The following is a 25,132-nucleotide window of genomic DNA, read 5'->3' as shown; positions in this document are numbered from 1 at the left end:
TGGTCTGGCATCGGCGGCCGGGGCAGCGGCCACGATGCCCATACGGCCATCGAGCAGGGGAGGCGACATGAGTCTGGTTGCAGGCCTTTTCGGTCCCGACGCCCCGGTGGCCGCTGACGATCTTCAGATTGCGGGATTCGAGCGGTTTTCCACCGTCGACTGGCCGGGCAAGTTGGTCGCGTCCGTGTTTGCTCAGGGCTGTCCGTGGGAGTGCGCCTACTGCCACAACATCGGCATGCAGCCGATGTACGTGGACGGACTGCTGCCATGGGCGGCGGTCTCATCTCACCTGGCACAGCGCATGGGCAAGCTTGACGGAGTGATCTTCAGCGGCGGTGAGCCGACGCGCCAACGAGCGCTCATCCCAGCCATGCAGGAGGCGCTCGCTATGGGCTTCGGTGTGGGGCTTCACTCGGCGGGGGCGTATCCCGTGCGGCTTGCCGATGCGCTGACCTATTGCTCCTGGCTCGGCCTCGACATCAAGGCCACGCCAGAGGGCTATGTGGACATCACGGGAATCTCTGCTTCCGGCGCTAAGGCGTGGGAGTCGCTGGAGATCGCGATCGCGTGGGGTGGCGAACTGCAGGTGCGACTTACCGTCGACCCGACTCACCATTCACGGGACGACGTCTGGGCGGTGGTAAACCGCGTCCAAGAGATGGGCGGGCCGCGGCCCGTCTTGCAAGAGGCCAGGCCCGACGGCACGTCGGAGGAGTATCAGCGCGCGCTCGGTAGCCTCCGCCTCAAGGACGTCATGACGCCTCGTGACCACGTTGAACTCGGTATTCGCTAGGCCCGTCTCGATCGACGTGCCGCGCTGCGACGGCGCTACTGCGCAAGGGCGTCGCTGACGCGCTGCCACACGCTGGGGTGCGCGGTCAGAATCCCTGTGCGCTTGTCTCCTGGCAGGTACTCGCTGCCATCGAAGCGCGCGACTCGCAGGCCCGCCTCGCTCACAATGAGCGCTCCTGGCGCGTGATCCCACGGCAAGGTGCGCGTGAAGGAGGTGTAGTCCGTCTGCCCCGTGACGATGTCCAGGTAGTCCCAGCCAGCGCAGAAGCGAATCGGCGAGGCGGGGCCGAGCGTCCCCGCCCGCTCCAGCAGAGCGTCGTCCGCCCCCTTGCCGGTGTAGACCGCCGAGACCGCGCCGCGCAGCGCCTCCGGCCGCGGAGGCGCTGGAGCCACGTGGCGCTGGCCGTCAAGAAACGCGCCGACGCCCCGCGCAGCGTGCACCTCGCTACCCGTCGTGGGGTACGTAATCCATGCCGCTTGAGTGCGCCCGCCGTCAATAAGCGCCACCATGCAGGCGAAGGTCTCTTCGCCGTGGACAAAGTTGCGGGTGCCGTCGACGGGGTCAACCACCCAGCACGGCTCGCCGGTGCCGACCTCGTCCAGCAACGCAGGGTTCACGGCTGTTGCCTCTTCGCCCACCACCGTCACGTCGAGAATGTCTCGCAGCGCCACCGTGAGTTGCTTTTCTGCCTCGACGTCGGCGTCCGTCACGAGGTCCCAGTCGTGAGCCTTGGTGCGGATTTCCGACGCGGCAAGTGATCGCCACCTGGGCAAGATTTCGGTCTCTGCGGCTCGGGTCATGGCAGCGAGCACGGCGGTGGACAGGTCGGCAGTTATCGCGTTCTGGGGGAGGGTCACCACACCATGGTGTCAGGTCTCGCACCCGGCCGACGCTCCGGCAGTCCCGGTCGCGGCCAAGGGGGCAAAGAAGAGGCAACTGCGGTCCGTATGTATCCTGTGACGGTCTCGACCCTGAGGCGCACCCCTTATAGAAGTCAGGTTTTCATGGCCCGCAAGCTCGTCATCGTGGAGTCTCCCACCAAGTCGCGCACCATCGGCGGCTACCTGGGCGACGACTACGACGTCGTCTCCAGCGTCGGCCATATCCGCGACCTTCCCCAGCCGAGCGAGCTGCCAGCCGACAAGCGCGAGGGCTCGATCGGCAAGTTTGCTGTGGACGTGGAGAACGGCTTCGAGCCCTTCTATGTGGTGAGCCCTGAGAAGAAGAAAGTCGTCGCCGAGATCAAGGCCAAGCTCAAGGACGCCTCCGAGGTTTACCTCGCGACTGATGAGGACCGCGAGGGAGAGGCCATCGCCTGGCACCTGCTCGAGGTGCTGAAGCCTAAGGTTCCCGTGAAGCGCCTCGCGTTCCACGAGATCACCAAAGAGGGCATCATGCGCGCCATGGAGCACCCTCGCGAGGTCGACATGGAGTTGGTCGAGGCCCAAGAGGCACGCCGGGTGCTCGACCGCCTGTACGGCTACGAGGTCTCGCCCGTGCTGTGGCGCAAGGTCGCGCCTGGCCTGTCCGCTGGCCGCGTGCAGTCGATCGCGCTGCGCCTGGTGGTGGACCGCGAACGCGAACGCATGGCGTTCCAGGCCGCCGAGTATTGGGACCTCACCGCGACGTTCGCGGCCAAGGACGGCGCCGACGCTGGACGCACCTTTGGTGCGAAGCTCGTCTCGGTCGACGGCAAGCGGGTCGCGTCAGGCAAGGACTTCGACGACCGCGGCGTGCTCACGTCCGATGCCGACAAGGTCACCCACCTGACGGCCGGCGCCGCTGGTGCGCTCGCCGCTGGCCTGTCCGACTCGACCTTCTCTGTGGTGGGCGTCGACTCGAAGCCCTACAAGCGTCGTCCGGCTGCGCCGTTCATCACCTCGACGCTGATCCAGGAATCAAGCCGCAAGCTGCGCCTGGGAGCGCGAGAGGCGATGCGCGTCGCGCAGGGACTGTACGAGCGCGGCTACATCACCTATATGCGTACCGACTCGCCGTCGCTGTCTGGCGAGGCCGTGCGCGCCGCACGCAAGCAGGCCATCGAGCTGTACGGAGCCGACTCGGTCCCCAGCTCGCCACGCGTGTACTCCAGCAAGGACACGAACGCCCAAGAGGCACACGAGGCGATCCGTCCCTCTGGGGACACGTTCCGCACGCCGGAATCCGTGCGGGCCGACCTGCGCGGTGATGAGTTCCGCATGTACGAGATGATCTGGAAGCGCACCGTCGCCTCCCAGATGGCCGACGCCGCAGGCACCACCTCGACCGTGCGCATCGGCGCCACGAGTGCCAACCACCACGCCGTCGAGTTCTCCGCCTCCGGCACCATCATCACGTTCCCTGGCTTCATGGCCGCCTACGAGGAGTCTCGCGAGAAGTCGCGTTACGACGACGACGAGGCGAAGGTCATCGAGGACAAGGAGTCGCGGCTTCCGCAGCTCGCGGAGGGCCAGGCGGTTGACGCGACCGACCTCGCGCCCGTCACCCACGCGACCACGCCGCCGCCACGATTCACGCAGGGCTCCATGATCAAGGAGCTCGAGGACAGGAAGTTCGGGCGTCCCTCGACGTACGCCTCGACGGTGGACCTGATCGTGGCCCGCGGCTACGTGCGCGTGGTCAGCCAGACGCTCATCCCCACCTGGATCGCGTTCTCCATCGTGGGATTGCTGGAGAAGCACTTCGACTGGCTCATCGACTACGACTTCACGGCCGACATGGAGGCGGGGCTCGACAAGATCGCGTCAGGCGACGTTGACCGCACGGACTGGCTCTCCGACTTCTACTTGGGCATCGAGGGGGCGACGCACGGTCGCGCCGAGGGGCTCAAGCACCTGGTTGAGGACTTGGGCGACATCGACGCACGCGCCATCAACACGTTCCCCGTAGGCGAGGGCATCTCCTTGCGCGTGGGCCGCTACGGTCCGTACATCGAGCGCGAAGTTGACGGGGAGACGCAGCGCGCCTCCGTCCCCGAGGACACCGCGCCGGACGAGCTGACGGTCGCGCTGTCAGAGGAGCTGTTCGCCAACCAGGGCGGAGACGAGCGCGAGCTCGGTACCCACCCAGAGTCGGGACTGCCGATCGTCGCGAAGGCCGGTCGCTTCGGCCCGTACGTGACCGAAGTGGTCCCTGAAGGATCGAAGGACAAGGCGCGCACGGCGTCGTTGTTCAAGTCGATGCAACTGGAGACGGTCAGCCTCGAAGACGCGCTGCGTCTGATGTCGCTGCCGCGCGTGGTGGGCGTCGACCCCGCCGACGGCGCGGAGATCACGGCCCAGAACGGCCGCTACGGGCCGTACCTGAAGAAGGGCACCGACTCGCGCACCATCGAGTCGGAGGACTTGCTGCTGGACATCACTCTGGAGCAGGCGCTCGCGATCTATGCGGAGCCCAAACGCGGCAGGGGTCGGCAGGCGGCGCCGCCGTTGGCCGAGTTCGGCATTGACCCTGTCAGCGAGAAGCCGATCGTGGCGAAGTCCGGCCGCTTTGGCGACTACATCACCGACGGGACCACCAACGTCACAATCCCGCGCGGCGAGACGGTGGAGACGCTGACGCCCGAGAAGGCGGTCGAGCTGTTGGCGGACAAGCGCGCCAAGGGCCCGGCGAAGAAGCCCGCGCGTCGCGCGCCCGCCAAGAAGAAGCCCGCAGCCAAGAAGGCGGCTCCCAAGAAGAAGTAAGCGTCCGCGCGACTCCGGGTGGCGGCGCGCCCGTCGCGCCGGGGGTCTGCACCTGCGCCCAGCGTCCGCGCGCCTCCGGGTAGCCGCACGCCACCCCGCCGTGCCGGGGACCATCTCGCCGTGCCGGGGACCATCCCGCCGCACCCGACCGCGTGCCCGCCGCACCCGACCGCGTGCCCGCCGCACCCGACCGCGTGCCCGCCGCACCCCCGCGCCGCACGCCTCGGCTGGGCGACCTGTACCGTCCCTGACACAGCGGTGGCGTCGGCGTCGGCGTGTCGCCTGGGACGCGCCGCGTCCGCAGGTCTCCTGTGTCAGAGACGGCTCGCAACGTCGCCGGTGGCTCGGCCGTACGCTTGAGCGGCCCAGGGACAACGGTCCGACGCGGCGGCGCGTTTATGTGTCGACCTGAAGGGGTGGACATGGAACAAAAGGATGTGTTGGGCGAGATGCTCGACGCTGGGGCCGACCGGCTCGCGGCCTACGGCTACCTGCTCACGGGCTCTCAACACGCGGGCGAGGATCTCGTTCAGGACGCGATCGTCAAGGTGTTCGTCAAGAAACGAAGGCTCGACAATCCGCGTGCCGCCGAAGGGTATGTGCGCGCAACGATGCGCACAATCCACATTGACGGGATCAGGCGCCAGGGCCGCTTTCGAGCGCTCATGCCGCGGCTCGCTCATGCCGACGCGGTGGATTCCGCCGACGTCGCCGTCATGGACCGGGCTCGGATGGGTGTGGCGCTCAAGGCGCTCGCGCCGCAAGAGCGCGCCGTGGTCGTCCTGAGGTTCTACGACGACCTCAAGGTGTCAGACATCGCCGCGCACATGCATCTCGCCGAGGGAACCGTGAAGCGGTACCTCTCCCAAGCGCTCGACCGCTTGGCACATGAACTAGGAGACATCGACGGGGATGCGGACCGCATCGGCGTCGTCGAGAGGAAGAAGTGACCATGGATCTTCACGAGGAACTTGAGGCGTTCGCACGGGCTAACACCGCAGCGTCGGGAAGCCGCCTGCGCGACCGTGCCACGCGCGCTCACTTGGAGGCGCGGGTCACCCGCGGCCGCCGCGTCCAGAACGTCAAGATGGGCGCGGGCGTACTTGGTGCCGCTGGCGCTCTCGCCGCGGGAGTGATCGCCGCGCCGCACCTCGGGCTTGACTCCTTTGGGCCCGCAGGCACTCCGACGACGTCCCAACCGGAACCGAGCTCAGGTGAGGCAGACTCAACCGCCACCGTCAGTCCGTCCCCCGCGCCCAGCCCGGCGTCGGACCAGGGACGACCCGAACTGCCCGACGCGTCGTCGCTGCCGGCTGTAGCTGACCTGCCCAGCGTCGGCGAAGACGGCTACTTGGCCGCGACCGACGCTCTGTGGACGCTTGAGGGGCCGCTGGCCTGTGAAGCCGTTGCCGCTGCTGACTACCCTGGCGCGCAAGCCGAGGCGCCGTTCCTCGGGTCGTCGGTTCCGATACCGGCCGTGCTCGAAACCGGGAGGCTATACGGCTGGGGTGACGACGTGCTCGTGGGCGGCTACCCGATCCCGATCGCTCCGCTCACGGCGGAGCAGGAGGCCGCAGGAGATGCCGCCGGCGTGGAGCAGTACGGCCGGAACGCGATCCTGGTCATCACCAGCGCCGACGGTTTGTCGTGGGGCTACTCCCTGGAGTGGAGCATCATTCAGGACCCTGTACACGACCAGCCGGGCACCTTTGTGGCGTTGGCCGACACGTACAGCTGCAACGGTGACGGGGTGCCGCCTGAGGGTGTCTATCACACTCGCCTTGCGTACCTGACGGTCGACGGCACGAACGATGTCATGGAGCTGGCGCCGGTGCGAGTGGTCAGCGGAGTCCCGTCGTTGCCGGAGGTGGACGCGCTGGGCTAGTTCTGAGTGGGGCGCCCCGGACCTACGGGTGCGGGGCGCCCTGCCGCGCCTGCCCGGCTCGGCCCCGTCGCGCCGCCCGCCGCCCGCCCGGTGCCGGCTCCGCACCCTCCGCGCGTGCCGGGCTCCGCACCCTCCGCGTACCGTCTCTGACACAGCACGTTGGTCGGAGGCGGCGTGTCGCGCGCGACACGCCGGGTGGGCACTGTGCGCTGTGTCAGGCACGGATCACGTTCCGGCTTCTGGACGGAACGCAGCTAGCGTTCGACGCAGTTCCGGCGCACGTCCAACGCACGGCCCACGCACCGACGGGGCTTGCCACAGGCGGACTCCCGGATCACTTGCCGGTCGCGCGTCGTGCCCAACACGCATGCCGACGCTTACTCCCCAAGTAGGTCGCCACCCATTCGACTGCGAGTCGAGGCATGGTCAGCATTGGTGAGATGCGGATCGAGGCCGTGCTCGCGGCACATCACGGGGCGATGCGTCGCGAAGACCTCTTGATATGTGGCGTGTCACGCCGCGAGATTCAGCAGGCTCAACAGCGCGGGTGTGTGACTCGGCCCTATCGAGGTTGCTACGCATTGCCGGGTGCCTCCCGGGGCGCTGTGGCAGCGGCTGCCCTGCGGGGATTCCCCACCTGCGTGACTGCATTCCGCGACTGGGGCGTGCCTGTCCTGGATCCGGCTCCCCGAGGCGCCCACGTCGCCGTTCCCAGAAATCGAGGAGTCACCCGTGCGGATCCGCGGATCGACGCAGATGTGGTGGTCCATAGAGGCGCCGCTCTCACGGGAGTCGCGGAGGTCGATGCGGCCGATGTCGTCTACCACGCATCGCGCTGCATGCCGCGGGAGAGTCTGTTGGTTGCCGTAGACCATCTGCTACATCGTAGGTTGCTCGACGCCTCGCGGATCCGGTGCGTCAGCCCTTCGACCACCCGCTGGTTGGCGGAGGAAGCCAACGCCGGTGCCGAGTCGCCCCCGGAGACACTTGCCCGGCTCGCTCTTCGGACACGCGGGCTCAGCGTGAGGACCCAAGTGAGCTTTGACGGCATCGGCCGGGTAGACCTCATGGTGGGAGATGCGGTGGTTGTCGAGGTTGATGGTCGGCATTACCACTCGGACCCGATCGCGTTCGTCGCGGACCGGCGGCGGGACAGGGCGCTCCAGGAGCTGGGGTTCCGAGTGCTCCGCTTCGCAGCTTCCGAGGTACTGAGCGATCCCGCATGCGTGGCGCGGGCCGTCGTCGCGCAACTCGGAGGGGCGTGGTCGGCGCGGTGACGAGGGCGGCAAGCGGATCGTCCGAGCCTGTGTACCGTGCCTGACACCACTAGGAGGCGTGCGCCGGCGTGTCGCTTGCGACACGCCGGGCCCGCACCGTCTGCTGTGTCAGGGAGGGTACGTGCTGCGCTGGCCGCGAGGTGGGGTGCGCGACGACGGATGGCAGTTGCGCACACCGCGGGCAACTCCGCCAACTGCTTGCGGCGCCGCCCACCCCTTCAGATATGGTGGCGGGATGAGCGCACCAGATCCGATGACAGCACCCTCGATCCGTTGGGGAATTCTTGGAGCTGGCGGCATCGCCGCCAAGTTCGCGGACGCCGTGAGGGATTACACCTCGTCCGATGTGGTCGCGGTCTCCTCTGCGTCGTCGCTCGACAAGGCCAAGCAGTTCGTCGAGGCGCACGACGCTGGCGATGCCGTGGCGTCCTATGCGGAGTTGGTTGCCAGGGACGATGTGGACGCCGTCTACGTCGCGACTACCCACAACAACCATCACGAGCCCGCCATTCTCGCGATTGAGGCTGGCAAGCACGTGTTGGTCGAGAAGGCCTTCGCGCAGAACTCCGTGCAGACCGAAGCGATTCTCGCCGCAGCAGAAGAGGTTGGCGTGTTCGTGATGGAGGCCATGTGGACCCGCCACTTGCCGCACATCTACGAACTGCGCACCGCCGTCGCTGCAGGCGAGATCGGCGACATCACGTGCATCATCGCTGATCACGGCCAGGCCCTGACGCACGTCCCTCGCATGTACCGCGCGGACCTCGCAGGGGGCGCGCTCCTCGACCTGGGCGTGTACCCGATCTCGTTCGCTCACACATTCCTAGGCGTGCCCGACAAGGTGACCGCGGTGGGCCAGCTGACGGATGGCGGCGTCGACAACCAAGTCGCCATGATCTTCGACTACCCCAACGCTCAGGCGTCTTTGCACACGTCGATGGTCTCGAAGTCGGCCAACACGGCTCAGATCATCGGCACCAAGGGCCGCATCGAGGTGGACGGCTGGTTCTACGTTCCCACCACGATTCGCGTGGTCAAGGACGACGTCACCATCCGTGAGTTCGACGGGCGGGTGGACAACGGCTTCCAGTTCCAGGCGGCCGAGGTCGCGCGCGGGATCGCGGCGGGCCTTACCGAAAGCCCGATCATGCCGTGGAAGGCGACTCGCGAAGTCATGGCGCTCATGGACTTGGTGCGCGGACAGATCGGCCTGCGCTACCCCAACGAGCAGTAGCCGCAGCCCCGTCCCCAGCGGTACGAGCGCGCATCCCCAACGGGCGACGCCGCGTCGGCCCCAACCGGTACCGTAGCCCCATGGCTGGTCGCGGTTTCTGGATTGTCTTCGAGGGTGGCGATGGCGTGGGCAAGTCCACGCAAATCGACCTGCTCGCCGCGTGGCTTTCAAGCGCCGACGCCGGGGCCAGGTCAGTACTGACCACCAGGGAGCCTGGCGGCACGCCGCTAGGAATCGAGTTGCGTCAAGCCATCATGCACGGCGACCACGTTGACCCTCACGCCGAGGCACTGTTGTATGCGGCGGATCGCGCCCACCACATCGCCACGTTGGTGCGCCCGGCGCTGGAGAGGGGCGACGTGGTGGTCCAGGACCGCTACCTCGACTCGTCGGTGGTGTACCAGGGCGGGGCGCGTGGCCTGGGGGAGATGGTGGAGAGCATCTCGATGTGGGCGACCGACGGTGCGCTGCCGGACCTCACCGTGATCTTGGACATGGAGCCGCGCGCCGATCGCCTTGACCGCGACCTGGACAGGGTGGAACGCGAGACTGCGGAGCACGCCGAACGGATGCGACACGGTTTCTTGGAGCGGGCGGCTCGCGCGCCACAGCGTTACGCGGTGGTGGACGCCGCGCGTCCGATCGCCGAGGTCGCAGCCGACGTGAGGGAGGCCGTCCGCGCAGCACTTGAGCGGGTCGGCGGCACCACGCGCTTCGACCCGGCTTCCCCCGGCATCGAGCCGTGGGGGACCCCGTGACTTCAGCGCCGATGCAGGCCCCGACAGCGCAGTCCAGCGTCGCGCTGCCTGGGGTCTGGGCAGAGGTGGTGGGTCAAGACACTCAGATCGCGCCGCTACGAGCCGCGGTCGAGCGGCCGGGCGCGATGACTCACGCCTGGCTCATCACCGGGCCGCCAGGCTCCGGCCGGTCCCACGCGGCGCGCGCCTTCGCCGCGGCGCTGCAATGCACCAGCGGCGGTTGCGGGGAGTGCAAGGCGTGCAAGACCGCACTCAGCGCCGCCCACGCCGATGTCACGCTCCTCGCCACGGAGAAGGTCACGATCGGCATCGATGAAGTGAGGGACCTGTCGATGCTCGCTCAGCGCGCCCCTAGCGAGGGGCGGTGGCGCGTGATCATCATCGAGGACGCCGACCGCATGACGGAGCGCACCTCGAACGTGCTGCTCAAGGCGATCGAGGAACCCCCGCCGCGCACCGTTTGGCTATTGTGCGCCCCGCACGCTCACGACGTCTCCGTCACCATCCGCTCGCGGTGCAGGGTGGTGGCGCTCAGGACCCCGCCCGCCGACATCGTGGCCCGGTTGCTCGTGGAGCGCGACGGCGTGGAGCCAGGGTTGGCTCACGAATCCGCGCTTGCCGCCCAGAGTCACATCGGCATCGCGCGCAGGCTCGCCCGCGACCCCAAGGCCCGCTCGCGTAGGGACCAGGTGCTCGCGCTCGCGACCGAGGTGCGCGGAGTGGGAGACGCGGTGCTCGCAGCGGCCGACCTGGTCCAGGTGGCAGAGGACGACGCCGCGGCGGCGACTCAAGAGCGCGACGCTCACGAGAAGGCCGAACTACTCGCGGTGTTGGGAGCCGAAACGGGCACCATCCCGCCTGCCTTGCGCGCTCAAGTGAGGGAGCTCGAAGAGGACCAGAAGCGCAGGGCGACCCGCCACAAACGGGACGTCCTTGACCGCGCCATGACGGACCTGATGTCGCTATACCGGGACGTGGCCGCCGTGCAGCTTGGCGCCGCGACGGAGCTCAATAACGTCGCGCACGAGGGACGCATCCGCGAACTCGCCGCTCGCACGGACCTGCCAGGAACCATGGCTCGCATCGACGCACTCGGGATCGCGCGCGAGCGCCTGGCCTCCAATGTGCAACCCCTCCTGGCGATCGAGGCCATGATCCTCGCGCTCCGCCCACGCGCCTAGCAAAAGGCGCCCAAAGCGCGGACGACGTTCGCGCACTCCGGCCGCGAGTTCTGACACGATGGGCACCACAGAGCCGTATCCCTCGAAGGAGTGCCCATGCCTGCGCCGACGCAGTTGGGACGTCAGAACGGGGCCGCGAACGCGCCCCTGATCGAGTGCGACAACGTGGTGCGCATCTACCAGCAGGGAACCATCGAGGTGCAGGCCTTGCAGGGCCTCGACTTGCACGTTGATCGCGGCGAGATGATCGCCGTGATTGGCCCGTCTGGCGCAGGCAAATCGACGTTGCTGACCCTGCTCGCTGGCGCGGATCAGCCGAGCGCCGGCAAGGTCCACGTGGACGGTTGGGATCTCACCTCGATGTCTCGCGCCGACGCTGTGGAGTACCGCAGGAGCGTCGTCGGCTTGGTGCGCCAACAAACGGCCCGCAACCTGGTGCCCTACCTGACCGCCCAAGCCAACGTCGCCTTGCCGCTGTCGCTCGCTGGCATGCGCAAGCGTGCCAGGGCCGACCGCGCGCTCCACCTGCTGGACAGCGTCGGCGTCGCCCATTGCGCGCAGCGCTTGCCGAGGGAGATGTCTGGCGGCGAGCAGCAGCGGGTGTCGATCGCGGTCGCGCTGGCGAACGAGCCACGCTTGCTCCTGGCCGACGAGCCAACGGGCGAGCTGGATACGGCCACGTCTCAAGAGATCTTTGACGTGTTGCGCTCCGCGAGTCACGACACGGGCGTCACCGTCGTGGTGGTGACGCACGACGCCGCCGTGAGCGGCCAGGTCGAGCGGACGGTCGCGATCAGGGACGGCAAGACCAGCTCGGAGGTCCTCAGGCGCACCGAGGCGACGGCCGACGGTGGGGCCAGGATCATCGCCGAGGAGTACGCGGTCATGGACAAGGCGGGCCGGGTGCAGATGCCGCGTGAGTACCGGGAGGCGCTCGGGCTCACACGGAGGGTGCGGTTGGCGCTCGAGGCCGACCATATTGCGCTGTGGCCGGACGGTGCGCGATGAACGGCGACGCGGTGCCGGGCGGCGCGGCGTTCCCGTTTGGACGCGAAGAGCAGGCGGGTGCGCCGACGGCGACAGCGCCCGCAATGGTGAGCCTGCGCCACGTGCGCCGCACGTACGGCTCGGGCCGCACCGCGGTGCACGCACTGCAGGACGTCTCCTTCGACGTGCGGCCGGGCGAGATGGTCGCCCTCGTGGGCCGATCGGGCTCGGGGAAGACGACGTTGCTCAACATCGTGGGAGGCCTTGATCGCGCCGACGCTGGCGACGTCGTCGTCGACGGTCGGGACCTCACGTCGCTGGGGGATGACGCACTCGAGGCGATGCGCCGCGACGTGGTGTCCTTCATTTTTCAGAGCTTCGGGCTCGTCCAAGAGCTCACCGCTGCCGAGAACGTCGGCTTGCCTTTGCGGCTACGCAAGCTGTCGGTGAGCGACAGGGAGAAGCGCGTCGGCCTGCTTCTTGACCTGGTGGGACTCGGCGGCCACGGGGAACACCGGCCGGACGAGATGTCTGGTGGGCAGATGCAGCGTGTGGCGATTGCGCGCGCTCTCGCCGGCTCGCCAAAGCTCCTGGTGGCGGACGAACCGACGGGCCAACTCGACACGGACACCGGCCTCGCCGTGATGGCCCTGATTCGCGGGGTCGTGGAGGCGGAGGGCATGACGGCAATCGTGTCGACGCACGATCCGATCATGATCGCGTTGGCGGACAGGGCCGTCAGGATTGTCGACGGCCGGCTCACGGATGCGTGATCGCCGCGGCGCCGGCGGTCCCCTGATCCGCCGAGCGCTCGACCAGTGGCCACTCATGGCGACCGTCGTTGCCGTGTTGACGGTGTGCGCGGCGCTCGTGGGCGTCGAGATGCAATTGCTGACCCTTGGCCAGGATCGGGCGCTCGCTGCGGAGGTGAGAAACGCCGACGGCGTGGAGGGTTCCGGTAGCGCCGACCTCCTGACGGTGACGGTAGCGATGCCAGAAGCAGCCGACGAGGCGCGGCCCGCGAGCCCAGGCGAGGACGCGGCGAGGCTCGCCGACGCGACCAAGGCGCTGCTCGATATAGCAGGCCCTTACGACGCGGCGGTGTCAGCATGGGCCGCCTCGCCGATGCTGTACGTCCCAGGCAACGACGTGCGGTTGGCCTACCTGCTGGACGCCGACTCTGCCCAGGAGCACGCGACCCTTGTCAGCGGCAGATGGCCGCAAGCGACGGGGCCAGACGGTCCTATCGAGACGGCTGTCGCAGCAGCCGCGGCAACGAATCTTGGCCTCGCCGTGGGGGACGAGCTGCGCCTGACAGACGCACCGGATAGGGACGAGGAGGGCGTGCCCGCAGGCCGCGATGTGGTGATCGTCGGCATCATGCAGCCGGACGGTTCGGAGAGCTGGGTGAGGGACCCGCTCCTAGGCGAGGGCTACTCGCCGCGGGTGGGATGGCTGCCTGCGTACGGGCCTTTCTTGGTGGCAACCGGCGAACTCACGGGAGGGCCAGAGCCGTTTGGGAAGGTCAGCCTGGTGCTCGACCCCGTGCTTGCTGGACATCCGCAGGCCTTCGAGCCTTTGGTGGAGCGGGTGCGCCGGTCGCCAGGAGCGCTGGAGGAGGTGTGGGGGGATCGGGCAGACGGAGTATCCGTGAGGTCGGGTTTGCCCGAGGTGCTCGAGGCGGCGAAGGCGCAGCGCAACCTCACGGAGTCTTTTGTGCTCACCGTCGTGCTCATCACGCTTGTGCTCGGCGTGGCCAGCATCGGCCTGGTGGCCCAACTGGTGGTGACCAGGCGTGCGGCGGAGACCGCCATGCTGCGGGAGCGCGGCGCGACCACGCTGCAGCTCGCGCGACGATCCGCAGCCGAGAGCGCCGCGCTCGCGGTGTTGGCCGTGTTGTTGGGGCTGCCCGTCGCCGCAGCGGGCTATTGGTTCTTGACGGCGACCCCCGCGCTTCGTTCCGCTTGGGGGACCCCGCCGAGCCTGGGCGAGGCCTTGGGCAACCCTGCGTTCTTGGCGGGAGTGGCAGGGGGAGCGTTGCTGCCAGCGAGCGTGCTCGTCATCGTCGCGCTGGCGAGCAGGCGCGCTCGCGGTCGGCATCCGACGGCGAGCGGCCACGCGCGTTCGGGGGCCGACCTGCTGCTGGTCGCCGCGGCCGTCGCGGGCGTCGTGCAATTGCGTTCCCACCAGTTCAGCGGGGATGGCATCGATGTCGCTTTGGTCATCGTGCCCGCCCTGTGCGTTCTTGCGGCGGCGGCGGTGGCCATGCGCCTGCTGGGCCTCGTCGCGCGCGCGGCCGACGCTGAGGCGCGCAAGGGCAAAGGCATCGTGTGGCCCTTGGTGGGCTGGAACGTCGCGCGCGCTGGCGCGCGCAGAGGAGCCTTCCTCGTGGTGCTCGCGACGGCTGGTGCCCTCTTCGCTGTCACGTATCTGTCCACGTGGACCGTCTCTCAAGACCACCAGGCTGATGCCGCGACGGGGGCCGACGTCGTGCTGAGCGAGGTCGGCGAGCCCGGGACGGGCGATCGTCTTGCCGCGGCGACAGGGGGCGTCGTGACTCCTGTGATCGACCTTCCGGTGGTCCTCGGCTCGCGACCGGGTGCGGCTCGCGTGGTGGCGATCGACACCGAGCAAGCAGGCACGCTGATGCGGGGTCGCCTCGATGGCGGCGAGTCGTGGCAGGCTGTCGTCGAGGGGCTCGCACCCGATTCGGCCGAGGCTGGTATCGAAGTCGTTGGACCCGTGATCACGTTGGCGGTCACCGGCGAGATCGACGAGGGCCCCTACACTCCCGGCGAGCCAGGAGCGACGGTCCTTACTGCGACGCCCACCGTGGTGGCGGTCGACGAGTGGGGCGGACGCGTGACGCTGACCGCGGACCCCGTGCCCTTGGACGGCGAGCGACATGTGGTGCCCCTGACCGCTCCTGACGGAGTGTCTTTGGGCGACGGGCAGTGGGAGGTCATTGCAATGGACTTCTCGATGTCGGCGGCAACGTCGCTCGACTACGAGGAGGTGGGGTTCATCACCCTCGAGGCGCGACTCGAGGCCGAGGTCGTGGACGGCCAGGCGCTTCCAGGTGAGTGGTTGGCAGTGCCGTTGTCCCGCGCCATCGCGCTGGTGCCTCACGTCACGACGGTGACCACTGACACGGTGCTGTCCGCGTTCACGTTCTCTCCCTTCGAACTCGGCTGGCAGCCTGATCGATTGCGCCTGTTCTCCTTCACGCCAGCAGAAGTGCTTCCCGTCGCGCTGTCCGCGACGGCTGCCAGCGAGCTTGGTCTTGAGTCAGGCGACCGGTTTGCCATCTCGCTCGGCACGGTGGAACTGCCTGTCGAGGTCGTGGGGATCGCCCCCTACGTGCCGTCTCAACCGCGTGGCGCCGTGGTGCTCGCCGACGCGGAGTCCCTCTCGAGGGCGGCGCTCGCCGCGGGCGATACCAGGCCCCTGACCAACGGTTGGTGGTCGTCGAGCGACACCCAGGTCGCGACGGCCTCCCTCGCCGACGCTGGCCTGGCCGACGCTTCGACCCGGTGGGAGCGGGCAGACGCCTTGCGTAGCGGTCCGTTGCGCGTCGGCTTGCCGGTGGCGCTCGCTCTCTTGATGGCGGCGTGCTTGGCCCTCGTCCTCATCGGCACTGCGGCACACGCGGCCGCAGAGGCGAGGGCGCGCGCGCTCGGCTCGGCGCGGCTGCGGGGGCTCGGGGTGCCCCGGCGCGCGGTGTGGCTCAGCGCCGTCCTTCAGCACATGACGCTCACTGCAGGAGCGGTGGCGCTTGGCGCTGCCCTGGGCATCGGCGTCGGCTGGGTACTCGCGCCGCTGTTGGTCGTGGCATCGGACGGAGGGGTGGCCGTTCCCGCGGTCCAGTTCACGGTCGCGCCGGTCGTGGTCGCCGCGACGGTGGCCGCAATCCTCGTCGTCACGATCGCCGTGGGGCTGCCGGCGACTCGGGCGCTGGTGGCACGCTCGGCAGCCGTGGGCTTGCGCATGGGTGAGCCGCTGTGAGCCCGGCCAAGCGCGAACGGCGGAGCGTGCCGCAGCATGCGCGAGGGCGGCTCGTCCTTGGCCGCGTGCCGCTCGCGAGCACCTTGCGCCAGTCACGGCGAGACGCTGGCCCACTCGCGCTGGTGGTCATCATCATTGCCGTGGCGGTGCTCCTGGCCGGAACGGTGCCGCGGGTGGTGGAGGCCGTGGCGACCGAGGAGATCAGGTCGGCCGTATCCAGCGAGACGGAGCGTTCGGAACTGACCGTCTCCGTACCGCTTCAAGACGCCTACGGCTCTGAGTTCGCGCTGGCTCCCGGCACGGCCGATGCGGCCAGGACCATCGCCACGAGCATCAAGCAAGGTCTGCCAACGGAACTGGACGGGGTGCTCGCTGGCCCCGTCACGTCGTTCGTGAGTTCTGCCATGAAGGCTGGCCGGGTGGGCGATGTGCCTGCACAGATGAGGCTTGTGTATCTCGAGGCCGACGACTTCGCCGGTGTCACCTGGATCCAGGGTGGGCCGCCACAGGCCTCCGACGTCTCGACCAATGAGGATGAGCCCATACTCGAGTTGCCCCCCGTCGAGATCGCCCTGTCGAACACGGTGGCCAACACTCTTGACGCTCAGGTCGGCTCGCAATTCGCCCTGTCGATGTCTCGCGGCGGCGGGGTGACGGCGACCGTCACGGGCATCTTTGAGCCCGTGGAGGCCAGCGACCTGGCGTGGGAGATCGCGCCCACCGTCCTGGAACCCAAGAGGGTGTCCGGCTCCGAGGCGCGAGTCGAGGTGGGCGCCCTGCTGAGCGAGGAGTCCTTGCCATTCGCCCGCTTCGCGGTGGGCAACACGTCACTGTCGCGGTCCTTCACGTACCAGGTAGTCCCCGAGAGCATGACCGCGAGCAATGCGCCCGACGTTGCCACCGCCGCCCGCTCGCTCGCGTCGGGCAGGGTGGCCTTCGAACTGTACGGACAGCGCTCGACTGTCACGACTCAGATTGATCGCCAGCTGGACCTGGTGGTGGCCAAGACTCAGTCAGCGACGGCCCAGGCGCTTGTGGTGTTGACAGGGGTGTTTGCCGTCGCGGGCGTGCTGCTGATGTTGTCGATGGGAATCGTCATTCGCCGCAGGGAGCCGACGCTCGAGCATCAACGTGCGGTGGGAGGCAGCCGGGCGGCCGTGGTGTGGGCGATCGCGGTCGAGTCTGCTGTGCTCGCGCTGATCGGTGGTGCCATCGGCTTCGGCGTCGCGCTGGTGCTCTTGCCTTCCGGCCCGGACCCGCTGTGGATGGCGCCGGTGATCGTGCTCGCCGCCCTCCCAGGGCCGGTGCTGGCGTGGGGGGTCTATCGGCGGGGCAGCAGGGTCGCTTCCGCCGCCCGCCACCGGGCGGGGCGCGTGATCGCGAGGTCGCGTCGGACGGTGGTGGAGGTGGCCGTAGCGCTGACCGCTGCCGTCGCAGTGATGACCTTGTCGACGCGTGGGGCGGCCGCCTCCGGCGGCAATGCCGCAGCGGACGTCGCCGTGCTGGCGGCGCCCGTGCTGGTGCTCACTGTCGGTGCGCTTGCCCTCAATCGCGCGTTGCCACTCGCGTGGCGGTGGTGGCGCCGCTCGACGCGCAGGACGACGGGGCCCTTCAGTGTGTTGACGGCGGCGACCACACGGACCGATCGCCTGCCCGTCGTCGCCGTGTTTCTTGGCACGGCCCTCTTCGCCCTCACCCTCTCGCTCGACGCGACGGTGCGCGGCGGCGACGTCGAGGCCTCCTGGTCTACCGTCGGCGCCGACGTGGTGATCAGGGCCCCGCTCGCCGAGGGCGTCGAGGTGGACGTCGCGTCCCTCGCCACACAGCCGGGGGTCACGGCCGCCGCGGGTGCCCGCATCGAGCCCAACGTCCAACTCCTTGGTCAGGGCGTCGACGAATCCGTGAGGGTCGTTGCCGTGGACGCTGCGCTGCTGGAACGCCTGCTCTCGACGTCTCCGCTGCCCGATGCCGCGGCACTCGCCAGGCTCGAGGGCGCTGACCAGGCTGACGCGCTCCCGCTGCTGAGTACCGGCGTGCCGAACAGTGACGAGGAACTCACGCTGCGGTGGCCGGGAGGTTCTGTCGCGGTGGTGATGGCGGGAAGGGCTCCCGGCCTCCCCGGCGAAGCCGACGCTGTGCCCACCGTCTGGGTCGACAGGCAGGCGCTCGCCGAGCGGCTGCCGTCAAGCGTGCAGGCAAGTGACTTGTGGCCGAGCGTTGTCTGGGTGACCGGCGCCGGAGCGTCGGCCGCTGTCGCCGAACTACCAGGGCTGGAGAACGCCACGGTGGTGACCCGTGCCCAGTGGCTGGACGATCATCGCCAAGCCCCGATCGCCCACGCCTTCCGCTGGCTCCTTCCGGGGGCGGCGGCGCTCCTCGCGCTGATGAGTGGCCTCGCGGTGGTGGTCGTCGCCGTAGCGGGCGCACCACTTCGGGCCGCCGGCGCGGTGCGGTGGCGCGTCTTGGGTCTGTGCCGTACGCGAGCCGCGTGGATCGGCGCCGCGTCGCTCGCCATGCCGGTGGTCGTGGCCAGCGCGGCAGGGGTCGCTGCCGGGATTGCGCTGGCAGGGGCGGTGGTGGAGCCCCTCGACCTCGCCGCGCTCACGGGTCAGGAGGGCCGTCCGCCGTTGAGCGTGCCTGGGTGGGTGTGGCTGGTCGTCCCGACCCTGACGGCAGGGTGTCTCGCGACGGCGCTGCTGGAACTGAGCGCCACGAAGCGCACCAAGCTCGGCCAAGCGATGAGGGCGGGGTAGCCGAGTCGCGCTGCCGCTACGTGCGTCGGCGACGCCGCTCACCGCATACCCTCTTCCTATGAAGCGCATCGCCCTCGCCCTCGTCGTCGCCGTGTCCCTGACGGGATGCTCCGTGCTGCCGTGGGGCGACGACGCGACCGGCCCGTCGTCGATCGAGGACGACGGCCCGAGCCGCAGCGGACCGCCGGAGAACCCCGAAGCGTCGGCCGTCTACGACCAAGAACTCACGTGGCGCTCGTGCGGAGACTTTGAGTGCGCGAGCATTGACGTGCCGCTCGACTGGTCGGAGCCCGACGGGCCCACTTTCGCGATCGCGTTGTCGCGCAGGCCTGCCGACGACAGGGACGGCCGCATCGGCTCGCTCCTGATCAACCCAGGCGGCCCCGGTGGCTCGGGCATCGACCTCTTGGACAGCATCGAGGACATTGCGAGCGGCACCCTGCTGGCCGCCTACGACATTGTCGGCTTCGACCCCCGCGGCGTGGGCGAATCTTCGCCCGTGGATTGCGGAGACGGCAAGACCCTCGACGAGTACTACGTGAACGACTACATCGTCGAGACGCAGGACGAGCTCGAGCAGGCGAGGTCACGGACCAGGCAGTTCGCGGAGAACTGTCGGGAGCTCTCCGGTCGGCTGATCGAGAATGTCGATACCGTCAGCGCGGCGCGCGACCTCGACGTGATGAGGGCGGTCCTTGGCGACGACAAGCTCAACTTCCTCGGCTTCTCCTACGGCACGCAACTGGGCGCGACGTACGCCCAGTTCTACCCCGAGCGTGTGGGCCGCGTGGTGCTCGACGGCGCTGTTGACGTGTTGCTCGACTCGACCCAACAGTCGCTGCAGCAAGCGGCCGGTTTCGAGAACGCGCTGACGAGCTTTCTCGAGTGGTGTGTGGAACGGGAATCGTGCGACCTCAACCCCGATGTCGAGACCGCACGCAGGCAGGTCGCGCAGATCGCCAAGAACGCGCTCGAGGACCCGTACCCCGCCGACGGCGCGACGCCCGTGAACGGCAACCTGATGATCTACGGCATGATCGTCACCCTGTACGACGAGATCAACTGGGAGTACCTGGAGCTCGCGCTCAACGAGGTGCTGGAGTCTGAAACCGCCCGCATCTTCTCGTCCCTCGGAAACTTCTACCTCGACCGCAACGAGGAGACCGGCGAGTGGAACGGCAACTCCGGCGTGGCGTTCACCGCGATCTCCTGCCTCGACTCCGCGGGTCTCGGCGACGACTGGACGATCGCGGACCAACGCGACTTCGCCCGTCAGGTGAACGAGGTGTCGCCCACCTTCGGTTGGTGGTTCGCAGGCTCCGGTGGTTGCGAGGGGTGGCCCTATGCGGCCGACGAGGTGCTCACGGAACTCGGCGCGGCGGCCGACTCCGCGAACCCCATGCTGGTCATCGGCACCACGAACGACCCCGCCACGCCGTACCGCTGGGCAGAGGCTTTGGCCGAGGACCTCGGCGCGCCGCTGCTGACCTACAGCGGAGAGGGCCACACCGCCTACGGCCGCTCGAACCAGTGCGTGACGGACGTTGTCGATGCCTACTTGGTGGACGGCGTGGTGCCGGAGGACGGGGTCCGCTGCTGACGCCAGGCAGGGCGCCGACGCTTCCCAGAGGTCGCGATTTGGCGTGGCTTCGGTAGGCGCTAGACTTACTGACCGCGCCATCCGTGGCGCACGCCGCCTTAGCTCAGTTGGCAGAGCGATTCACTCGTAATGAATAGGTCAAGGGTTCGATTCCCTTAGGCGGCTCCATTGGTGCGAGTTTGCATGGGCTGAATTGCACTCGTGCGGAGTGCCGGTTGCCCTCCGCTCCACTCGGAATCCCGTCCCGCTCACGCGGTTGCCGTGCTGCAACCCGCGGGCGACGTCGACGATGCCGTCGTCGGATTGGTCACATGGCTGCGCCTACGGGAGAAAGAGGGCGCCCCTATCCGGTTCTGTCCGGGGTACATTGGCGCCACGCGGGCACCGGGGGCCGCAGACTGCGCAGTGCTGAGGAGTGACATCACATGAGTCGACTGAATGGACGTTCGCTCGGCGTTGTCGGTGGGCTCTGTCTGGCCGCACTGATCGCGTCGATTGTCTGGGCTACGGGTTTCTCCACGCCCGGTGCGACGGGGTCTGCGCCTGATACGGCGAGCGGGCAATCCGTCGACGCGTCCGCAGTCGAGCGATCACCCATACCAACGGCGGCTCCATCTGAGGGGAGCGCCGAGCCACCGAACGATCCAACAGTCGAGTCGCCTCCAGTTCCCGACGGTGAGTACTCGTCGGCCGACGCTGGGGTCTTGGAAGCGCTCGCGGTCGCCGGTGACGGGGCAACGGTCGACGCCGTCTTTCTCGCGGACGAGAGGGCGTTTGACAACCAGGCATTCGTGAACCTCGCTGCCCGCCTCGAGCAGGTGGGCGAAGGGGTCTATCGGGGCGACGTGAGCAAGACGGACCTCGCTTCGGTCAGCGACGTCACTGGTTTGCGGGTCTCTGCAGATCTCCTGATCACGGTGGACGACCCCGTCGGGCCCTCGGATATCGAACTCAAGGATTCGAGTTTCGAGTTGCTGGTTGACACCGTCACGACGGTCCCCAGCGTCGATCCGGATCTTGCGGCGACGCGTACTTCGTTGGGTATTCAGGGGACGGACCAAGTCGTCGCGATCGTCGACACCGGCGTAGATACCGCCGCGCCAGGCCTCGGCGGCGGCAAGGTAGTCCACCGCCAAGATTTCTCCCCAACGACCGCCGTGTGCTCTGACAGTGGCGATCTTGACCCCGTGGGCCACGGTACTCACGTGGCCTCGATCGCTGCCGGTGCGGCGACGAGCAGCGCACCTGGAATCGAGGGTGTGGCGCCCGGAGCTTCGATTGTCGACGTCAGGGTCTTCAACTGCAATGGAGACACAACGACATCGAGCCTTGACGGTGCACTGCAATGGATCATTGACAACCACGCGACCTACGGGATTACCGTCGTGAACCTTTCGCTCGGTTCAAACGGCGGCCCGCAGAATGGCCAAGATACGACCAGTGTTCAGGTGAATCGATTGGTTGCTGAGGGCTTGTTCGTGTCGGTGGCTGCTGGCAACTCCGGCGACCACGCGTCGTCAATCTACAGCCCTGGCACAGCACGCTTCGCAACCACCGTCGGTTCTGCGGGTGTGACGCGATACGGCGAGTATCTGTCACCTTTCTCAAGCCACGGACCCACCGACATCGGCGTCGGAATCGACGTTCTCGCTGCCGGCTCATCTATCAAAGCTGCCAAGTCGACGGCGCTCGATTGGTTCTCGGCGAACACAGTGGTGCAAGGCGGGACGTCCATGGCCGCTCCCTACGTGGCTGGGCTCGCGGCCCTACTGCTGCAACAGAGCCCCGCCAACGCGCCATCAGGTACGGCGTGCGACGTCGGTCCCGGTTGTCTGGAGGGAGTGGTGCTCGCCTCGATGTCGAACGCGATCGAGAGCAGCATTTCGGCGGGCGATTGGTTTGAGACTGGTCCCGACGCGGCGAGTGGAAGGGGACTCGTACGAGCGAGCTCCTCACTCAATGGCGAGACGTCGGGCGCGGCGGCTCATGTGGAGACTGCGCTCGATACCATCGCCCCGAACTACGTTGAGATACCACCGCATACAGACCCTGTCACGGTCACCGTGTTGCTCAATGAGATTGAAGGAAGCGACGCGCGCCGCCACTTCGAGTACGTGTGGATGGATAGCACAGGTGCGACGTGGGAGGTGCAGGGTCCGTGCAACCTGACGGTGACCAACTCGATCTACTGCTCATGGCTCAACCCCTCCGACGAACGCCGCAACTTCTCCTTCTATAGCGCGCCGACCACGGAGACAACGTGGCTCAAAATCACGACGGACCTGGCTTACGAGGTGGCGGTTTCGGCGCCAGGAGTGGATGGGACCTTAGCGATTCGTGCGGGGATTCATGCGTCCGACGTCGCCCTCGATAGTTCGGGATCAGCCACCGTCACGATTGAACGTACCGCTGCCTCGAGTTCTGCAGCGAGCATCACGCTCGCGCCGTCGCTGGGGCTGCTCGCTCCCGCATCTGTGAGTCTCCCCGCGGGGCCCGCTGGAACAACCGCGACGTTCGTCGTCACGGCAGACCCGGGTCACGTCCCTGCCTCGCCGGCGTCGGGCGGGCGCATTGCCTTGACCGCAGGCGGGGGCATCGCCGACGTAGTGAGCGTCCAGTACACGCCGACGCCGACGGTAACCGGCCAAGTTGTCAGGGATGGCGTGCAGTTCCAGTTCGGAGACGTCTTCTCCGACGGAGTATGGGTGTCATCGAATGGCACCATCGCGGCATCATCGCCAGATTCCTTCCTCGCACGGGCTCCGGCCGTCGAGGCAGGCAATTACCCGGGTCCTTTCACGGTGGACGCAGGGTCCGATGCCGCAGAAGAGCTGAGCATCTCCCAGACCGCTGTGAGTCCAATCGAAGTCCTCGGGATGTCCGACGACGGCAACCGGGTGTTGCTGTACGAGCCCAGTGGGGGAGCAGGCGCTGTGGCAGGGGATGCCGACAGTCGAGACGTGGCGTTCGTTCATGACCGCACATCGGGAACCAACGTTGAGATCGGGTCGCAGGCGAGGCCCATTACCTTCGATTGGTATGGCCGCCCTGAGATCAGCGCTAGCGGAGACGCCGCAGCCTTCACGGTCGTCGCCGCAGGGACCGAGACTCTGTACTGGCAGGGGGGCACCGCCTTCGGTACCACGACCCCGGTCGCGACCTTTGCCGCGGCGGATGACGTTCGCGTCGTCGCCGTCACGGACTCGACAGTCGCTGTCGAGTACCGTCAGGGGCTCTCGAGCTCGTATTCGCTGCGGGTGTACACAGTGGGAAACGGTTCTTATGTGAGCGCCGCGACGGGTGTCTTGCCGGGCACCGCGCAGATGAGTCTCGACGGCTCGGCGATTGCGTTTGCCACGGCTACCGGCCAAGACGTGCGCTGCTACCGGGTCTCAGACGGTCAGACAGTGAACTTCGACGAGAAGGCTCAGAAGAGTAGCGTCGGCGCAGTCGCGGCAGGCGGCGGCTGTGCATACGTCGTGGCACCCCTTGAGCGCGTGCCAGCGTTCCCGCGTGGAAGCTCCGGATCTGAGTTGGTCACGTTGTTCCCGAACGGTACGAGAGCCACGCTCGCCTCGACAGATCGCGCGGGCTTCTGGTGGGTGCTGAGTCGCGGCGGCGAGTACACCGCGACGGTGACTGGAATGCAACTCAACCCTGCGGACACGAACGGTCTCTACGACATTTATCGCGGAGCCCAAGGCACCTTGTCCGTGGACCCGGTGGCCAAGCCGTCTCTTGATGAGCTCTCTGTCCTTTCGGGCAGCACCGGTGGTGGCACGTGGGTGACGGTCTCGGGAACCCACTTCACGGGTGCGTCGTCGGTGAGGTTTGGGGGCGTCGCGGGCACGGACATGACCGTGGTTTCGGACAACACGATCGCAGTCTTGACGCCTGCCCACGCGGAAGGATCTGTGGAGGTGCTGGTCACGAGCCCCGCGGGTTCGTCTGCGCCGGCGGCGTTCACTTTCGTCACTCCGCCTGCAGAGTCAGGTGGCATTGGCGAGTTCCCAGACGGGACGACGCGTCTTTCTGGAGCGTCACGGTACGAGACAGCCGTTCAGGTGGCGAGGAACTACTCGCCCGGTGTTCCTGCGGTGTACGTGGCGACGGGCACCAACTTTCCCGACGCGCTTTCTGCAGCCGCTGCAGCTGCGTACGCGGGTGGACCCTTGCTGCTGACAAGTCCTACAAGCCTGCCGGCGGCCGTGAAGGCGGAGATTCAGCGACTAGCTCCGCAGAAGATCTACGTCATCGGTGGCACGGGCGCAGTATCTGTCCAGGTCGTGGCGGCGCTCGAGACAATCGCCCCTGTGCAGCGGTTGGGCGGGTCTGATCGGTATGAAACGGGCCTCAAGATCGTCAACGATGCTTTCGACAACTCTTCCATCGCGGTTCTTGCGACTGGCCGCTCATTCCCGGACGCCTTGTCGGCTACCGGGGTAGCTGGGAAGCTGGGCGCGCCGGTGATTCTCATAGACGGCACCGCATCAAGCGTCAATGCCGCGACCTTGTCGACGTTGGAGAGGTTGGGTGTGACCGATGTGATTGTCGCTGGCGGCGAGGGTGTCATCTCTTCGAAGATCGTCACGCAGCTTAAGGGTCGCGGCTATCGCGTCGAGCGCTTCGGTGGAGCTGATCGGTATGCGACCGCGGCGCTATTGAACAACGAGTTCTTCCCCAGGAACTCGTCGGACACAATGTTCCTGGCCACCGGAGAGAACTTCCCCGATGCGTTGGCGGGTGCAGCGTTGGCGGGACAACTGCGCGCGCCGCTGTACATCTCGAGACAGGCGTGCGCGCCCCGACCGGTTCACGACTCGGTGGTGACACTCGCGCCCTCCAAGAAGGTCGTGCTCGGCGGAACAGCCGTCGTTTCCTCCAAAGCGGCACAGAATCTGACCTGTACCTAGAGGGATCAGTCAGTGTGAGTCGAGATCTGAGGAAACTCGGCGGATGCAAAGCTGGCCAGTTGC

General features: G+C 67.8%; 15 protein-coding genes and 1 tRNA gene. 15 read left to right on the top strand and 1 reads right to left on the bottom strand.

Translation table 11 applies throughout. The features are described 5' to 3' along the window. Positions 1-67: 67 nt before the first annotated feature. Positions 68-793, top strand: a complete 726-nt coding sequence (locus LGT36_RS09640; RefSeq protein WP_226097271.1) for an anaerobic ribonucleoside-triphosphate reductase activating protein — start codon at positions 68-70, stop codon at positions 791-793. A gap of 35 nt (positions 794-828) precedes the next feature. On the opposite strand, the gene LGT36_RS09635 is transcribed toward LGT36_RS09640, so the two are convergent. Next, entirely contained in the window at positions 829-1,650 is an 822-nt protein-coding gene (locus LGT36_RS09635) for an inositol monophosphatase family protein (RefSeq protein ID WP_226097272.1), read from the bottom strand. A 147-nt stretch (positions 1,651-1,797) separates the two neighbouring features. Between LGT36_RS09635 and topA the strand changes: the two genes are divergently transcribed. The 14 genes from topA (at position 1,798) to LGT36_RS09565 (ending at position 25,069) form a co-directional block, all read left to right on the top strand. After that, positions 1,798-4,476 (top strand): type I DNA topoisomerase, encoded by a 2,679-nt coding sequence (gene topA / locus LGT36_RS09630; protein WP_226097273.1) that lies wholly within the window; start codon positions 1,798-1,800, stop codon positions 4,474-4,476. 422 nt (positions 4,477-4,898) lie between these two features. After that, a complete protein-coding gene (locus tag LGT36_RS09625; protein ID WP_226097274.1) occupies positions 4,899-5,426 on the top strand; it encodes an RNA polymerase sigma factor in 528 nt (175 codons plus the stop codon). 2 nt (positions 5,427-5,428) lie between these two features. Beyond that, positions 5,429-6,361, top strand: coding sequence for a hypothetical protein (locus tag LGT36_RS09620; protein ID WP_226097275.1), 933 nt, complete (start codon positions 5,429-5,431; stop codon positions 6,359-6,361). A 422-nt stretch (positions 6,362-6,783) separates the two neighbouring features. After that, entirely contained in the window at positions 6,784-7,638 is an 855-nt protein-coding gene (locus LGT36_RS14245) for a DUF559 domain-containing protein (protein WP_226097276.1), read from the top strand. A gap of 235 nt (positions 7,639-7,873) precedes the next feature. After that, on the top strand, positions 7,874-8,872 hold the full coding sequence (locus LGT36_RS09610; RefSeq protein ID WP_226097277.1) for a Gfo/Idh/MocA family protein: 999 nt from the start codon (positions 7,874-7,876) through the stop codon (positions 8,870-8,872). Between the two features lie 80 nt (positions 8,873-8,952). Next, positions 8,953-9,630, top strand: coding sequence for a dTMP kinase (tmk, locus tag LGT36_RS09605; protein WP_226097278.1), 678 nt, complete (start codon positions 8,953-8,955; stop codon positions 9,628-9,630). A gap of 11 nt (positions 9,631-9,641) precedes the next feature. Then, complete coding sequence (locus LGT36_RS09600) at positions 9,642-10,811, top strand: DNA polymerase III subunit delta' (RefSeq protein ID WP_226097281.1); 1,170 nt, start codon at positions 9,642-9,644, stop codon at positions 10,809-10,811. Positions 10,812-10,907: 96 nt separating this feature from the next. Continuing rightward, on the top strand, positions 10,908-11,819 hold the full coding sequence (locus LGT36_RS09595; protein WP_226097279.1) for an ATP-binding cassette domain-containing protein: 912 nt from the start codon (positions 10,908-10,910) through the stop codon (positions 11,817-11,819). Positions 11,820-11,902: 83 nt separating this feature from the next. After that, entirely contained in the window at positions 11,903-12,571 is a 669-nt protein-coding gene (locus LGT36_RS09590) for an ABC transporter ATP-binding protein (protein WP_226097282.1), read from the top strand. Between the two features lie 55 nt (positions 12,572-12,626). Then, on the top strand, positions 12,627-15,803 hold the full coding sequence (locus tag LGT36_RS09585; RefSeq protein WP_226264619.1) for an FtsX-like permease family protein: 3,177 nt from the start codon (positions 12,627-12,629) through the stop codon (positions 15,801-15,803). Then, positions 15,800-18,556, top strand: coding sequence for an FtsX-like permease family protein (locus LGT36_RS09580; RefSeq protein WP_226096567.1), 2,757 nt, complete (start codon positions 15,800-15,802; stop codon positions 18,554-18,556). The genes LGT36_RS09585 and LGT36_RS09580 overlap by 4 nt, the downstream gene beginning before the upstream one ends. 58 nt (positions 18,557-18,614) lie before the next feature. Further along, the gene (locus tag LGT36_RS09575; RefSeq protein ID WP_226096566.1) at positions 18,615-20,156 is read left to right on the top strand and encodes an alpha/beta hydrolase; all 1,542 of its coding nucleotides are present in this window, start codon (positions 18,615-18,617) and stop codon (positions 20,154-20,156) included. 92 nt (positions 20,157-20,248) lie between these two features. Continuing rightward, positions 20,249-20,324, top strand: a tRNA-Thr gene (locus LGT36_RS09570). Positions 20,325-20,581: 257 nt separating this feature from the next. Beyond that, complete coding sequence (locus LGT36_RS09565) at positions 20,582-25,069, top strand: cell wall-binding repeat-containing protein (protein WP_226096565.1); 4,488 nt, start codon at positions 20,582-20,584, stop codon at positions 25,067-25,069. Positions 25,070-25,132: the final 63 nt, after the last annotated feature.

It is taken from the genome of Demequina sp. TMPB413 (assembly GCF_020447105.2).
Lineage (GTDB): Bacteria > Actinomycetota > Actinomycetes > Actinomycetales > Demequinaceae > Demequina.
The sequence above is the reverse complement of the archived record's forward strand: the minus strand, read 5'-3'. Positions and strand labels throughout refer to the sequence as shown.

Bases quoted from the DNA above. Each gene is read 5' to 3' on its own strand.
- LGT36_RS09600 (WP_226097281.1), top strand. From the start codon at position 9,642: ATGCAGGCCCCGACAGCGCAGTCCAGCGTCGCGCTGCCTGGGGTCTGG.
- LGT36_RS09595 (WP_226097279.1), top strand. From the start codon at position 10,908: ATGCCTGCGCCGACGCAGTTGGGACGTCAGAACGGGGCCGCGAACGCG.
- LGT36_RS14245 (WP_226097276.1), top strand. From the start codon at position 6,784: ATGGTCAGCATTGGTGAGATGCGGATCGAGGCCGTGCTCGCGGCACAT.
- LGT36_RS09585 (WP_226264619.1), top strand. From the start codon at position 12,627: ATGGCGACCGTCGTTGCCGTGTTGACGGTGTGCGCGGCGCTCGTGGGC.
- LGT36_RS09610 (WP_226097277.1), top strand. From the start codon at position 7,874: ATGAGCGCACCAGATCCGATGACAGCACCCTCGATCCGTTGGGGAATT.
- LGT36_RS09620 (WP_226097275.1), top strand. From the start codon at position 5,429: ATGGATCTTCACGAGGAACTTGAGGCGTTCGCACGGGCTAACACCGCA.
- LGT36_RS09575 (WP_226096566.1), top strand. From the start codon at position 18,615: ATGAAGCGCATCGCCCTCGCCCTCGTCGTCGCCGTGTCCCTGACGGGA.
- LGT36_RS09590 (WP_226097282.1), top strand. From the start codon at position 11,903: ATGGTGAGCCTGCGCCACGTGCGCCGCACGTACGGCTCGGGCCGCACC.
- LGT36_RS09625 (WP_226097274.1), top strand. From the start codon at position 4,899: ATGGAACAAAAGGATGTGTTGGGCGAGATGCTCGACGCTGGGGCCGAC.
- LGT36_RS09565 (WP_226096565.1), top strand. From the start codon at position 20,582: ATGAGTCGACTGAATGGACGTTCGCTCGGCGTTGTCGGTGGGCTCTGT.
- tmk (WP_226097278.1), top strand. From the start codon at position 8,953: ATGGCTGGTCGCGGTTTCTGGATTGTCTTCGAGGGTGGCGATGGCGTG.
- topA (WP_226097273.1), top strand. From the start codon at position 1,798: ATGGCCCGCAAGCTCGTCATCGTGGAGTCTCCCACCAAGTCGCGCACC.
- LGT36_RS09640 (WP_226097271.1), top strand. From the start codon at position 68: ATGAGTCTGGTTGCAGGCCTTTTCGGTCCCGACGCCCCGGTGGCCGCT.